This window comes from Thalassoglobus neptunius (assembly GCF_007859735.1).
In the GTDB taxonomy this organism is placed as follows: domain Bacteria; phylum Planctomycetota; class Planctomycetia; order Planctomycetales; family Planctomycetaceae; genus Thalassoglobus; species Thalassoglobus neptunius.
The window spans coordinates 1-14,599 of sequence record NZ_SIHI01000042.1; the positions used below are offsets into that span (position 1 = coordinate 1).

Annotated in this window: 10 protein-coding genes; 5 read left to right on the forward strand and 5 right to left on the reverse strand. The window is 52.6% G+C overall.

What is annotated here, in order from left to right; translation table 11 throughout:
- Positions 1–224: 224 nt before the first annotated feature.
- Both KOR42_RS22405 and KOR42_RS22410 read right to left on the reverse strand, forming a co-directional pair.
- A complete protein-coding gene (locus KOR42_RS22405; RefSeq protein WP_146512070.1) occupies positions 225–1,679 on the reverse strand; it encodes a sulfatase family protein in 1,455 nt (484 codons plus the stop codon).
- Positions 1,680–1,894: 215 nt separating this feature from the next.
- Positions 1,895–2,722 carry a hypothetical protein gene (locus tag KOR42_RS22410; RefSeq protein ID WP_146512071.1) on the reverse strand — a complete coding sequence of 276 codons (828 nt, stop codon included), beginning with the start codon at positions 2,720–2,722 and terminating at the stop codon, positions 1,895–1,897.
- 173 nt (positions 2,723–2,895) lie between these two features.
- Here KOR42_RS22410 and zwf point away from each other — a divergent pair, with 173 nt between their 5' ends.
- The 3 genes from zwf (at position 2,896) to KOR42_RS22425 (ending at position 7,359) form a co-directional block, all read left to right on the forward strand.
- Positions 2,896–4,434 (forward strand): glucose-6-phosphate dehydrogenase, encoded by a 1,539-nt coding sequence (gene zwf / locus KOR42_RS22415; protein ID WP_146512072.1) that lies wholly within the window; start codon positions 2,896–2,898, stop codon positions 4,432–4,434.
- Between the two features lie 193 nt (positions 4,435–4,627).
- A complete protein-coding gene (locus tag KOR42_RS22420; protein WP_146512073.1) occupies positions 4,628–6,175 on the forward strand; it encodes a pyridoxal phosphate-dependent decarboxylase family protein in 1,548 nt (515 codons plus the stop codon).
- Positions 6,172–7,359, forward strand: coding sequence for a CinA family nicotinamide mononucleotide deamidase-related protein (locus tag KOR42_RS22425; protein WP_146512074.1), 1,188 nt, complete (start codon positions 6,172–6,174; stop codon positions 7,357–7,359). The genes KOR42_RS22420 and KOR42_RS22425 overlap by 4 nt, the downstream gene beginning before the upstream one ends.
- A gap of 46 nt (positions 7,360–7,405) precedes the next feature.
- Here the strand turns inward: KOR42_RS22425 and KOR42_RS22430 are convergent, their stop codons facing one another.
- Together KOR42_RS22430 and lepA are read right to left on the reverse strand one after the other, a co-directional pair.
- Positions 7,406–8,089: an anthranilate synthase component II gene (locus KOR42_RS22430; RefSeq protein ID WP_146512075.1), complete on the reverse strand. Its 684-nt coding sequence runs from the start codon at positions 8,087–8,089 to the stop codon at positions 7,406–7,408.
- Between the two features lie 109 nt (positions 8,090–8,198).
- Complete coding sequence (gene lepA, locus KOR42_RS22435) at positions 8,199–10,001, reverse strand: translation elongation factor 4 (RefSeq protein WP_146512076.1); 1,803 nt, start codon at positions 9,999–10,001, stop codon at positions 8,199–8,201.
- Between the two features lie 280 nt (positions 10,002–10,281).
- Here lepA and KOR42_RS22440 point away from each other — a divergent pair, with 280 nt between their 5' ends.
- Complete coding sequence (locus KOR42_RS22440) at positions 10,282–11,394, forward strand: glucose 1-dehydrogenase (protein WP_146512077.1); 1,113 nt, start codon at positions 10,282–10,284, stop codon at positions 11,392–11,394.
- Positions 11,395–11,501: 107 nt separating this feature from the next.
- Complete coding sequence (gene thiL, locus KOR42_RS22445; protein ID WP_146512078.1) at positions 11,502–12,446, forward strand: thiamine-phosphate kinase; 945 nt, start codon at positions 11,502–11,504, stop codon at positions 12,444–12,446.
- 240 nt (positions 12,447–12,686) lie between these two features.
- On the opposite strand, the gene KOR42_RS22450 is transcribed toward thiL, so the two are convergent.
- Positions 12,687–14,111 carry an ammonium transporter gene (locus KOR42_RS22450; protein ID WP_390620915.1) on the reverse strand — a complete coding sequence of 475 codons (1,425 nt, stop codon included), beginning with the start codon at positions 14,109–14,111 and terminating at the stop codon, positions 12,687–12,689.
- Between the last annotated feature and the right edge of the window lie 488 nt (positions 14,112–14,599).

Consider the following 14,599-nt stretch of genomic DNA (forward strand, 5'->3'; position numbering starts at 1 on the left):
TATCCGCAGCGTCGAACTCGCAAACCACCCGGTCCACCGACAATCAAGCCACCTTCAGCTGACCTGAACCTCCTCGCCCAAAAAATCACACCCCTAACACTGACTTCATACGGTTAACGGCGTTGGGACACACCCTATGTTCGACTGGGTGTGGATAAACGTATCGTGAGGCTTCTGACGACGTTGAACGGATTGACCGTTCTTATTGGACATGGAGGTCGGATTTAGTGAGACGGAGGATGTTCAAAACGGGCGGGATCGCGATAGCCAGAGCCTTTGACCTTCGTTGCTGAGTCGCCAAGTTCCGCTCTTGCTTGCTCGGCATACTTTTTGAGCTGCTCAACGATCTCCGGATGTTGCTCTTTGATGTCGTTTTGTTCCTCAACATCTGTGTCGAGGTTATAGAGCGCCAACCCTGTTTTCGCCTGGTAATACGCGCTCGGGGTTCCGTCTTTTCCAGGTTGATCTTTTAAACTTCTGTAGCTGTGGGGAAAGTGAAGTTTCCAGGGCCCGGAGCGGATGCACTGGAGGTGGTTTCCCCAGTAGTAGCAATAGTATTCATGAGGTGTTCGGGCGTTTTCTTCACCGGACATGAGCGGCCAGATATCTTTGCCGTCGATTGGATGATCAGGCAGCTGCGCCCCGATGAGATCTGCAATGGTCGGGAAGAGATCAATTGTCGAAGCGAGTTCATGACATTCAGTCCCTGCGGGAATCTGTCCGGGCCATCGCATTACGCAAGGTTCCCGAACTCCGCCTTCCCAGCTGGTTCCTTTTCCTTCTCGAAGAACACCGGCTGAACCTGCGTGATTTCCGTAGCTGAGCCACGGTCCATTGTCGGACGTGAAGATCACAAGCGTGTTGCGGTCGATGTTGTTTCTTTTGAGGGCTTGCAGAATTTCACCGACGGACCAGTCGATTTCCGAGATCACATCTCCATAAAGGCCCTGTTCGCTTTTGCCTTCGAACTTGTCGGAGACGAACAGAGGGACATGCGGCATGGAGTGAGCAACATATAGAAAGAACGGGCTGGCGTGATTCCGGTCAATAAAGTCGACAGCTTTTTCGGTGTACCAGGTTGTCAGGAAAACCTGATCGTCTGGGGTGACCTTGGGATTAACAATCTCGTTGCCTTCGTAGAGTGGAAGGTCGGGAAAGGCTTTGCTTGTTGGGTGATAAGGCCACATGTCGTTTGAATAAGGAAGGCCGAAATATTCGTCGAAGCCGTTTCGCAGAGGGAGTGACTGCAAGTGGTGGCCGAGGTGCCACTTGCCAAACATGGCGGTTCGAAAGCCTTTTTGCTTGCAGAGTTCAGGGACTAAAACCTCGTCGGGGTTGATTCCATGACGAGCGGAATGGCTGGGGGCTCCCAACATTCCGATTCGATTGGCATAGCATCCAGTAAGTAGCGATGCTCGAGATGCTCCACACACTGCCTGTGAAACATAGAAGTTGGTGAAACGGCGACCTTCCTCCGCCATCTGGTCGATGTGGGGAGTCTGAAAATCGGTCGCTCCGAAACAGCCGAGATCCGCGTATCCCTGATCGTCGGTGAAGATGATCACGATGTTCGGAACAGGCCGATCGTCACCGGCTTGTTGAGTTTCCTGCCCGAAAGACCTCGTGGAGGCAGTGAAGAAAAGTAATCCGCAAAGGATGAATTGGGTTGATTTGCTCATGAACTTCTTTTGCTTGGGTTCGGATAAGATCTCGGTGTGTCTACCTGTGGAGACACACGTTATCGGAAACACTTTTTACTCCGGAGTGCAGCTGACTTGAATCAGATTACAGCTCCTGTGAGCAGGTTTTGAGTCCGAATTATTGCGATGGCTGCACCGTGTTTAAAGTCTCTCTGTTGTAGCGGCAGATCGCAAATTCGACTGTTGAAGTCGCTTTAGAATCCAGAAACACCGCCTGTTCGGCCACCGGATTCTTTGGCGGCAGATTCACCGGTTCCGGGACGAACTTGCAGCGTCTGTAAGGCCATTTCAAGGCGTTGTCGAAATCGCGGAGTAAATGATGTGGGTCCGACGATCACGACTGCGACTTGAATGTCGCCGGAGGATAACTCGTAGAGTTGAGCTTGCACCGGTTGGTCGGAAACAAAGCGAACTGCGACGAAGTCTTTCTTGGCGACATATTTGGTTGAATCACTCTGCGGAGGCGGAACAGTGTATCGATAGCGGAGATTGTCGACGTGGCTGTTCGCTTCTCCTTCTGGAAGTGTGACGTTGAAAGCGAGTTCCAAGGCGGCTTCAACATCGTTCAGAAACTCATTGGGAGCTTCAGCGAAGGCCCCTTCAACCTTTCGAAAGCGTGAGTGGTTCGAAAGAACATAGATTCTCGCTTCGGTCATCGCTCCTCCCTCTCCGGGGAGGTCCGCTTTCCAGGCTTCCACAATTCCGGGGAGTGCTACTCCTAATCGGGATGGTTGGCGGTCGTCCGGTCCGTATGTCGGATTCCCGTCCTGATCGGTGATCATGGGGGGAGGACTCATCGGAGCTTCGAAGGGAAGGGGCAATCGCATTTTGATGCCGAGATCTGCCCGCTCCCAAATTGTTGACGCCAGGTTTGCGTCAACACGCTGCATGTAAGAATTGAAATCCGAAGACGCAGCCAGCCGCTCTTCATATTTACTTAATCCGCACCCCGTGATGCCGATGGCCAAGATCAGACTGAATCCCCGTCGGAACATGCGGGTCGACCGAACATCCTCTCTCATTGAATCTCTCAAAGTGGGTTGAAGATGAAGATACATCTGGGCAGGCGTGAATCGAAAGGCTCTCTCAGGATCTCGATTTTCCTTGAGAAGTCGACTGACAAATGAATGCGAATAAAGGAAGATATCGTCTTTCGGACAGGAATTTCTACCTACCAGTGAGAATTGAAGGCACAATGTCAGACACACCTGCCCCGCAACTGCAGATTAACGACTCCACACTGATGATCTTCGGAGCGTCTGGAGATCTGACAGGCCGGAAACTGGTTCCGGCGCTCTTCAAACTCTTCCGGGAAGGCTATCTTGCCCAGAAGTGTCTGATTGTGGGAGTCGCTCGTCGCGAGAAGACTCATGACGAGTTTCGCGAAGAAATGCGTTCCGAAGTTAGCGACCAAGTCTCTGAGGAGGTTTTGAACGAATTCTGGAGCTCATTTTCTTCGATGTTGTATTACGTCGAAACAGACCTGACCAGCCAGGCAGACTATGTCAATCTGAAGTCAACGATTGAAGAGCTGGAACAGCAGCGCGAGTTGCCGGGCAATCGTGTGGTGTATCTTGCAACGTCGCCGAATCTGTTTCTTCCGTCGGTGGAAAACCTGTCTGAAGCTGGCTTGATTCCTCCTGATGCGTCGAAGATGCGGGTCGTGATCGAAAAGCCATTCGGACGTGATCTTGATTCCGCAAAGCAGTTGAGCGCCGATCTGAGTAAGTTGTTGAATGAAGATCAGATTTATCGCATCGACCACTACCTCGGAAAAGAAACCGTTCAAAACATTCTGCTGTTTCGATTCGGGAATGCGATTTTTGAGCCGCTGTTTAATCGCAATCATATCGAGCATGTTCAAATCACCGTGGCAGAGACACAGGGAATCGAAGGAGGGCGGGGCGGTTACTATGATCAGGCTGGCGCGCTTCGCGATGTGCTTCAGAACCATGCACTCCAACTCTTATGTCTGGTCGCTATGGAACCGCCTTCGCTGTTCGAGGCAGAACACATTCGCGATGAAAAGCTGAAAGTCTTACAGATTCTACAACCCGGACGGTCCGGTTCGGTCGATTCATGGGCGGTCGCTGGCCAGTACGCGGCCAGTTCGATTAAGGGAGAGAAGGTGAAAGCTTATCTCGACGAAGACCGAATCGATCCTGATTCGCGAACCGAGTCGTTTGTTGCGGTGGAAGCTGCGATCGACAACTGGCGATGGGCCGGGGTTCCGTTCTATTTGCGAACCGGCAAACGGATGCCCTCAAGAGTGACTGAGATCGCGATTCAGTTTAAGCTGCCGCCGCTTCAGTTGTTTGATACCGTGGAGTGTGAAGGGTCACTGTGTGAGCCCGCGAAAGCGCATCCGAATACACTTGTCTTTCGTATTCAGCCGCATGAAGCCATTTCGCTTACGTTTTCGACGAAGCGACCGGGAATGCAGTATCAAGTGCAGCCTGTCGAGATGGACTTTGACTTCGAAGAGCAACTCGCAGTTTCGCTGCCGGAAGCTTACGAACGGCTTTTACTCGATGTCATGCGTGCCGATTCGACTCTCTTTACGAGAAGCGATGAACTGGAAGCTGCGTGGAAGTTCGTCGATCCGATTCTCAATCGATGGGCCGAACCTGATCATCGTCCTGAGCTTTACCCCGCCGGGACGTGGGGTCCCAAGGGAGCCAATCAGCTGTTGTCTCGTAATGGTCATTACTGGAGAGCACCTTTGGGGGACTGATTGCGAATCGCAGCGAATTGAACTGTGCGTGCATGGGGCGCAAAATTCTGCGGACGAACAATTCGAAAAATCTGCACGCCCCTGTTTCGCGCGCCTATAAGTGAGCAGCCTTTCCATTGCCGGTGTCCAAGCGGTTTCCTCCGAACCGCTCGAGACTCCGGAAGAGTGAAACATTTGCGTCGAAGAGAGTGACATGACTTCTACGAAGTCTTTACATCTGACTGAACCAATGAATCCGGACGCATTCACAGATGCACAGCAACGAATTGCGGCGGCCTATTCTCCGGAATCACTCAAGTCTCTGGGAACGGATCTTGTCGAACGCTTAAGCCAGCACATGGCGGAGTTACAGCAACGAGAGCACTCGGTGCTGAACTGGAATTCTCCCGAAGAGAACTTGCCGATTGCCCGTGAGACGTTGAATTCTCACGCGGAACACGCGAAAGAATCACTGGCTGAGCGATTCCAGAAGCTGGTCGACGTTGCGATTCGCCGCGGTCACAATTTGCACCATCCACGCTACATTGGCCATCAGGTCCCAGCCTCAATTCCCATTGCCGGATTGTTCGATGCGATGGGGGCGATCACGAATCAGGTGATGGCCATTTACGAAATGGGGCCGTGGGTGACGTCGGTTGAGAGGGCACTGATAGAGCGGTGGGGAGCAGAAATTGGACTCACCCCGGGGACGTTCGACGGGCTTGTCACTCATGGAGGGTCGCTTGCGAATCTGACAGCACTTTTGACTGCGCGGAATACGGTCTTTCCGAAATCGTGGCAGCGAGGTTTTACCGACGGAAATGCGTCCCCGGTTCTCGTCGCTCATGCCGATTCGCATTATTGCGTCACACGATCGGCGGGGATGCTGGGATTGGGGACAGAGAACTGCTTGAAGGCCAAGCTTGATCCGTTGAGACGGATTGATCCTCAGGCTCTTGATGAGCAACTTGCTCAACTCCGTAAAGACAATCGTCCAATTCTTGCCGTTTCCGCAGCTGCGTGTGCGACTCCAATCGGAGCGTTCGATCAATTGAACGACATCGCTGATGTCTGTCGGCGACATGACGTCTGGATGCATGTCGATGCGGCTCATGGGGGAGCTGTCTCGATGAGCAAGCGTCACCGACATCTGATCTCAGGTCTTGAACGTTCGGACAGCTTCATTTGTGACGCCCATAAAATGATGTTTGTCTCGGCTCTTTGTGCTTTCGTCTTTTACCGTGAGAAGGCTTATCGATATGCCGCTTTTCAGCAGGATGCGCCTTATCTGTTCGATCCGTCGACTCCGGGAATGGCAGAAATCGACAGCGGAATGAGTACCGTTGAATGTACGAAACGAGCTGCCGTTTACGGGCTTTGGGGAACGTGGTCACTGTTCGGAGAACAGCTTTTCGCGGATCTCGTCGACGTCACGTTTGAAATGACTCAGATCTTGTACAGAAAGCTGGAAGCGGCAGAGGATTTTGTCCCGCTGCATCAGCCTCAAGCGAACATACAAGTCTTTCGGTACGTCCCTTCGGCTTCTTACGGATTGAACGAAGCAGAGGTCGGCGAACTGAATCGACAAATCCGATGGAAACTGATTGAGTCTGGAAAGTTTTATATCGTTCAAACTCATCTGGACGGACAGGCAGCGCTCCGCACGACATTGATGAATCCGCTGACAACTGAAGACGACCTGAACGAGTTACTCGCTGAGGTTCGATCGTCGGCAGCCACTCAACTGAAAGAAAAAGAATGAATGCTGAGATCATTGCGATCGGATCTGAACTGACGTCGGGTGCAAAGCTGGATACGAACAGCCAGTGGCTCAGTCTTCGACTTGCAGAAATTGGAATTCCGTGCCTGTATCACACCACTGTCGCTGACGATCTCAACGCGAATGTTGAAGTCTTGAAACTTGCGGTTGGTCGAGCAGACCTGATTTGTATCACCGGCGGTCTTGGGCCAACTCTTGACGATCTCACCCGGCATGCACTGGCCGGGCTTATGGATGTCGATCTCGTCGAACATGCGGAGTCGATGCAGCATCTTGAGTCGTTCTTTCAATCCCGTGGACGCGAAATGCCGGAGCGGAATCGTATTCAGGCAATGTTTCCATCCGGGAGCGAGCCCATCGTCAATCCTGTCGGCACTGCCCCCGGAATTTGGGCCGAAGTTCCTCGAGGTGATCAGCCGAGCTGCTTCATCGCGGCATTTCCGGGAGTTCCATCCGAGATGAGGAAAATGTTCCTCGAACAGGTTCGGCCTCGCTTGCCGGGCGGTGCGACAGTCATCCGAAGGGCTCGCATCAACTGCTTTGGCCTTGGAGAATCCGCCGTTGAGGAAATTCTCGGGACACTGACCGAACGGGGAAGCGATCCGGAAGTGGGAATCACCGCGCACGAAGCGACGATCACTCTTCGCGTTAATGCTCACGGAGCGACTGAGGAGGAGTGTCTGAAGAAGATCGAATCGGTGGAAGGAGTCATTCGTGAGCGGCTCGGCGATTTTGTTTTCGGAGCCGAAGACGAAGAGTTAGAAGATGCTGTGATTCGACGGCTCGTCGAATCCGATTTGACATTCGCAACGGTTGAACATGCAACTGCCGGACTGCTCGCCCAACGAATTGCTCATGTTCCTGATGCCGCCGAGTGCTATCGTGGCGGGGCTGTGGCAGTGATTTCGGAGGACTCGCTCAAACAGGAAGCAGAGTCGATCCGTTCAAGAACGAATGCAGACTTTGTCATCGCGATTGGAGCAGAAGCGGTCACAACGGACGGCACCGGAAGGATGAGTTCGAAAATTCCATTGCTGTTGATCGGACCGGATTTCGAACGATCAGAGATTATGGAATGGTCAGGCAATCCGGCGATTACGAAAAGCAAAGCTGCAAAGACAGCTATAGATGCCCTCCGCCGCCATCTCATGCAATCCGAGCGGTGAAGTCATCATCTTGAGAGAACATCCTCTCGGTGTGTACGCTTCCGATTTACATCGGGCGCCCGAGTTCCCCGGCGATCTCTCGACTGAAAAAGTCCGAGTTGACTTCGAGTTCGGAATCATGTTCCCGCATTGCATCCGGCAGGACGGATGAGATGTTCGCCAGATTCAGAAAGTTCACAAGCAGTCGATGCCCGCACGAAGTGAGAACCGATTCGGGGTGAAACTGAACTCCGAAAACCGGGTGTTCACAATGACGGAAGGACATGATGAGCCCGTCTTCCGTTGTTGAGGTGACTGCCAACTCACTGGGAAGTGACGTTGGGTCGACAATCAGAGAGTGGTAACGCGCCACACGCAGAGGATTCGGACAACCTTCGAAGAGCCTGGTTTGATCGTGATGAATCCAGGACGCCTGTCCGTGAATCGGTTTGGGGGCACGCACGACCTTTCCCCGGAAGGCACTCGCGATGACTTGATGTCCAAGACAGACACCCAGGATGGGAATCTTGGCGGAATACCGTTCGACCAATTCGACTGACATCCCCGCTTCACGCGGCGAACAGGGGCCCGGAGAAATGACGATTGCCTGTGGCGGGTTCGAATCGATCTCGTTCCAGTTCAATCGGTCGTTGCGAACAACATTCGTCTCGCAACCCAACTCTTGAAAGTACCTCGACAGGTTGAAGACGAAGCTGTCGTAGTTGTCGACGAGTAGGATCTGTCGAGACATCGTTCACGTTTCTTACAGTAACGAGAGCATCATCCGAAGCCTGTTCGACTCGGTCAACTTTCGACGAAAGTTCGAAAGCAACGATCGAGATTAGGTGATTCTCTGTACGTTATCCGTCCTTGCCCGCTTCGAGAACGGACAGGAACGCCTTCTGAGGGATCTCAACCTGTCCGAATTGTTTCATTCGCTTCTTTCCTTCTTTCTGCTTTTCAAGAAGCTTCCGCTTTCGCGTGATATCGCCGCCGTAGCATTTTGCCGTCACGTTCTTTCGAAGAGCAGAAATCGTTTCCCGGGCAATGACTCGAGCGCCAATCGCCGCTTGTAAGGCGACTTCAAACTGATGTTTTGGAATCTCTTCCTTCAGCTTTTTGACAGTCGCACGTCCTCTTCGCTCGGAAGTGCTGCGGTGGACAACCTGTGCGAGAGCTTCGACCAACATCCCTTTCACGAGAATATCGAGTTTCACAAGGTCGCTGTCACGAAAACCAATGACTTCGTAATCCATGGTCCCGTAGCCGCGCGTGATCGACTTCAACTTGTCGTGCATGTCGTAAATGATTTCCGCCAGCGGCAGTTCATAACTTAGCTGAGCCCGGTCAGTTCCGAGGTACTCTGTGTTTTTGTACTCCCCTCGACGGTCGGCACACAGTTGCATCACGCTTCCGATATTGGACGCCGGAAGAATGAAAGTGACACGCGCGATTGGTTCGCGAAACTCTTCGATTTGTCCAGAGTCAGGAACATCGGCTGGATTGTCGAGTTTCACAACCTCACCGGATTTCAGTTTGAGTTCGTAGGTCACGTTCGGCGCTGTTTGAATCAGGCCGACATCAGCTTCGCGTTCGAGTCGCTGTTGAATGATCTCCATGTGGAGCATTCCGAGGAAACCACAGCGAAAACCAAAACCGAGTGCATCGCTGGTCTCAGGAATGAACGAGAAACTCGCGTCATTCAACGACATGCGTTCGAGTTCGTCTCGAAGCTTTTCAAAGTCCTTCGAGTCGATCGGGTACATTCCGCAGTACACCATTTGTTTCGGTGACTTGTAGCCGGGAAGAGGATCGGCCGCTTGCTCGCCCTGCAGGGTGACCGTATCCCCGACGGAAATGTTTCCGACAACCTTTTCCCCAGTGATGATGTAACCCGCTTGGCCCGGCCCGAGCGACTGGCAGGCAGTCATGTTTGGACGGAACTGGCCGATCTCGTTCGCATCCTGAACGGACTTCTTACGCATAAAGCGGATTCGATCTCCTTTGCGGAGTGTCCCTTCCACAATTCGAACGTAAGTTACCACTCCCCGGAATGGATCGTACTTGCTATCGAAAACCAGCGCTTTCAGCGGGGCTTCCGGATTTCCTTTCGGGGCAGGAATCTTCTTGATGATCGCTTCAATGCAATCTTCAATGCCGATTCCCTGCTTCGCACTGACCTGGATCGCCTCCGACGAATCGAGACCGATGATGTTTTCGACTTCTTCCAGCACCTCATCGATACGCGTTACTGGCAAGTCGATTTTATTGACAACTGGAATGATTTCGAGGTCTGCTTCAATGGCTGCATAGGCGTTGGCAACCGTTTGAGCCTGAACGCCCTGAAACGCATCAACAACAAGAAGTGCCCCTTCACACGCAGCCAGGCTTCGAGAAACTTCGTAGTGAAAGTCGACATGCCCGGGAGTATCGATAAAATTCAGCTGATACGTTTCGCCGTTGTAGTTGTAATCAATGGCGACAGCCCGAGCTTTGACCGTAATTCCTCGTTCCCGTTCGACATCGAGGTCGTCGAGCAACTGTTCCTGGAATTCACGTGTGGTGATGGCTCCACTTTTGAGAAGTAGCTGGTCTGCCAGCGTGCTTTTTCCGTGGTCAATGTGTGCGATAATCGAAAAGTTGCGGATAAATTCAGGTTTCATGGCGTGGCAAGTCCGGTTCGTCAGCCCCGGAAGATGTTCCCATGGAATGGAATCGGACGGATCTTTTCCCGGATGCAGTCATATTGCCCCTCTGCTGAGAGGGTGAAAACGCAAATTATAGGAACAACCCCCGCTTCTGAACAATGAGACGTTTGGGTTTATTCGGAGCGAATCTTCGCCAAACAATTGACAGGAACCGCCTTTCACTGCGATGCTGTCGCGTTCCAATCATTTTCGATACGACGGAACACAATTACAGATATTTCCGGATTGTTCATCTATGAAAGCTCTTGCTGTCACACCAGGTCGGGAGAACAGCGCTCATGTGACCGAAATCCCTGAACCGCGTCTTGATCTCATTCCCGGGGGACGTGGGGTGCTGATGAAGACTCTGCAAGTTGGAGTTGACGCCACAGATTCCGAAATCAACGAAGGCTTATATGGTCAGGCTCCCCAAGGGGATAACCATCTGGTCATCGGCCACGAGTTTTTCGGGATCGTCGAAGCTGTCGGAGAGAACGTCACAAACGTTCAACCCGGCGAGTATTGTTCGTGTACGGTTCGACGCCCCGGTCCCAGCTTGTTCGACAAGATCGGTCGAAATGACATCACAAGTCACGACGAATACTACGAGCGCGGAATCAATCTTCGTCATGGGTTTATGACGGAGAAAGTCGTCGACGATTGCGAGTTCGTCGTCAAAGTCCCTGTCGGGCTGAAAAAGCTGGGAGTTCTGGCGGAACCTGTCAGTGTGTGTGCCAAAGCGATCGAGCAGGCCTATCTAGCCCAGACACGTTTGCAGGTCTGGAAGCCTCGTCTCGCGTTTGTCACCGGGGCGGGACAGATCGGATTGCTGACCGCGATGATGCTTCGCCTGCGAGGGCTGGAAGTTTACGTGATCGCAAGAACTCCCAATCCCGGGCTCAAGGAAGAAATTGCCAATGGGTACGGTGCGGAGTACGTCAGTACTCAGAAAGAGTCAATGGAGAAGTTAGTGTCGCGTGTCGGGGCTCCTGATTTAGTCATTGAAGCCACAGGCAGCAGTCGCGTTGCCTTTGACGCCATGAGATTCCTGGCACGAAACGGCGCTCTTGTCTGGACGAGTGTCACCGGCGGGAAGAATCTTCTTAACGACTTTCCTTCGGACTCAGTCAATCTAGAATGGGTTCTTGGCAACAAGCTTCTCGTCGGAAGTGTGAACGGGAATCGCGATCACTTCAATCAGGGAATCGCCGATCTCGCACTCGCGGAAGTGATGTTCCCCGGAGTGACCGAACGGATTTTAACGACACCCATCGACGGTTTCGACAATCCTGAGGTGATTATGGACAAACTCTCCAACGACAAATCAGCGTTGAAAGTGTACGTCGATGTCGCAAGTGCAGAAGAATAGAACATCAGGCGTCGACTAAAGCGCATCTTCTCGAAGCATGGAGGATGCGCACGTGCAACGACCGATGACGTTCGCTTTCTGAGCGCTCAGCAGTCTGCAGGTTGGAAATGAGCGACAGCTCCAAATCCTCGAATCGGCCTGAATTCGATCTCATTGACTGGATTGCCCAACAATTGACATCAAGTCACGGGCTACAGCTTGGGATCGGGGACGATGCTGCGATTCTCAGCCAGGAACGAGGCTGGGAATGGGTCACTGCTGTCGACTGCCTCGTTGGGGGGACACACTTTCTCAACGATACTCCACTCGAACTCGTCGGACGTAAATCTCTCGCGGTGAATCTGAGCGACGTGGCTGCCATGGGCGCCGTTCCCGTGTCCGCTCTGATTGGTCTTGTCATTCCCAAAAGCATGAAACGTTCTGATGTCGAGCGATTGTGCATGGGGATTATTGAACTGGCAAAGACCTGGAATGTCAGCATCGCGGGAGGGGACACCAATTCGTGCGATGGTCCACTGATGATCAGCGTGACAGTCTTCGGGCGTGTGGAAACTGGAACAGCTGTTTTGCGTTCGGGGGCACAAGTTGGAGATGCATTGTTTGTGACTGGTCGATTGGGCGGGTCACTGAAGTCCGGTCGGCACTTATCGTTTTCTCCTCGTATTTCGGAAGCCAGAGAACTTCTCGCAAACTCCCGACCGACTGCAATGCTTGATCTGAGCGATGGATTGGCAGGCGATCTTCTGCACGTTTCCCGACGCAGCGGCGTTGGATTTGTCATTGAGGCCGAGCGAGTTCCCATTCATGATGACGTTGACCACAGCCTTCCCTTCGAGAAACGGCTCGCTCACGCTTTGACGGATGGAGAAGATTTCGAACTTCTGTTCACAGTCAACTCTGAAGCTGCTGAGAAGTTAGAGCGATCGGGAGAGCTACTGGGCACTCCGGTCACGCGCGTGGGAAGCTGTGTTCCAGGGTCTCAGATACAGATCCAGCTTGGAGGTGAATTGTCCCCGCTATCTCCCGGCGGTTGGGTTCACCATCTCGATTGAACGATCTCAAACTTTCTCTTCATTCGTCTGACATAAGATCGTTGGGGCGATCTTTCGCTCACTTGTGTGACTTCGTGGAGAGCGATTCGTTCTGGATGTTATCTACCCGAAACAAACACTGCTCTCTGCCCGGAAAAAACACTGCCCTGAAACGAAAATAACCCTCTCTGGACAATCCATGTCCAGAGAGGGCATAAACGGGTTCAGCATGATGCATCTTGCTGCTGAGACTGCTCTCAATTAAGTCGTCGTGTAAGCGTGCATTCCGTGCTCGTTGATGTCGAGACCTTGCACTTCTTCTTCTTCTGTGACTCGAAGGTTTCCAGTTGCTTTGAGTGCGTAGAAGACAATGGCCATGGTCACGAATGCCCAGACACAGATGATGGCTGTCGACTTGAGTTGGACGATGAAGAAGCCAACTTGAGTCATGTCAGGGTAGTCGTCCGAAGGAATGTCTCCGAAGATCCCGGTTGCCAGACCACCCCAAACTCCACAGACACCGTGGACAGGGAAGGCACCGACAGGATCGTCGATTTTGAACTTCTCAAGGGCAACGATCGCCAGGACAACGAGCAGACCAGCAACAGCACCGATGATGACTGATTCGATCTGGCTGACGCGGTCACAGTTCGCGGTGATACCCACCAAACCGGCCAGGGCACCGTTCAATGCCATCGTGAGGTCCGGTTTTCCGAACATGGCCCATGCAATGATCATCGAAGTGAGCGATCCAGCAGCAGCGGCCAAAGTTGTGGTGAGTGCGATGTAAGTTGTGGCTTGTGCGTTCACGGCACCCGAGTAGGTGAGCTGTGAACCAGGATTAAATCCGTACCAGCCAACCCACAGAATGAAGACTCCCAAAGCAGCGAATGCAAGGTTGTGTCCCGGAATTGGTTTCGAAGAGCCATCTGAAGCGAAACGTCCCAGACGCGGTCCAAGGGCCATTGCTCCAGCGAGTCCTGCAAATCCGCCGACTGCGTGCACAACAACCGAACCAGCGAAGTCTTGGAAGCCCATTTCAGCAAGGGCACCTCCACCCCACTTCCACATTCCGCTGATTGGGTAAATCAATCCGGTGAGAATCGCACTGTAAACCAGGTAGGCAGTGAACTTCATTCGACCAGCAACAGCACCTGAAACAATCGTCGCTGCGGTTGCAGCAAATGCGACCTGAAACAGGAAGTCGGCAGATGCACTGAATCCGTAGTCATAGTCTGGTGTTTCCTGAAGTGCGACGAACGGTGTGAACGTTCCAAACCATTTGCCAGCGTAGTCGTCTCCGGGATACATCAGGTTGAACCCGAACAGCCAGAACAGCATCACACCGATACACAAGTCCATCAAGTTCTTGAACAGGATGTTGACGGTGTTCTTCTGTGAGTTTAACCCGACTTCAACCATCGCGAACCCGGCCTGCATGAACAGGACGAGCACTGCACAGAGCATCATGATCAACGTGTTGATCGTGAAGTCGAGGTCGGCTTTGAGACCATCGACCGTCATTGGAACTTCTTCTTCCGCTTCTTCAACTTCCGCTTCTTCTACCTCGACTTCCGCAGTAACTGTTTCTTCCTCGGAGTCTTGAGCCCAACTCGTGGACGGAACCGACACAACAAACATCGCGAGCAAGAGTAGTAGCGGACTGAGCGCAATCCAACGCTTCATCATGATCCCCAATCTGTACATTCATCAAACGGTGGACAGTGTTTGAGCGCGATGACCTGCCCGTAGTTGATTTGGATAAAAGTGTTCAGCGGCAGCACTGCACGCTGACAAAATTTGCAACGCTCAACATTCTCTAATTGGTCATTAGGCAATCACTGTGCCGATTGTGTGCACATCCGCTAACGAGATTGCGAACTGCATGAAAATCCATGAAAAAAGAGAGAATTCGATCAATTCTCGCTTCGAGCCGTCTCGTGTCTTGCCAGCAATTGAAGCACATTCTGCCTGCAAAGCGCGCTTGCCAATGAAGCACGTGAGTTATTCGTCAACCCGATGTCACCCGGTTCTGCGCCGTCGTGGCAGCGCATCAGCGCAGAATTCGGGAAGAGGGGGGGGGAAGAGGGCAGAAATCCCCGTGATCATTGCTTGGGAAGTCATCATCTGAAGGGGTCTTCGCCGAGCATCTGCGGATTTGAGCGCTCAGGCAG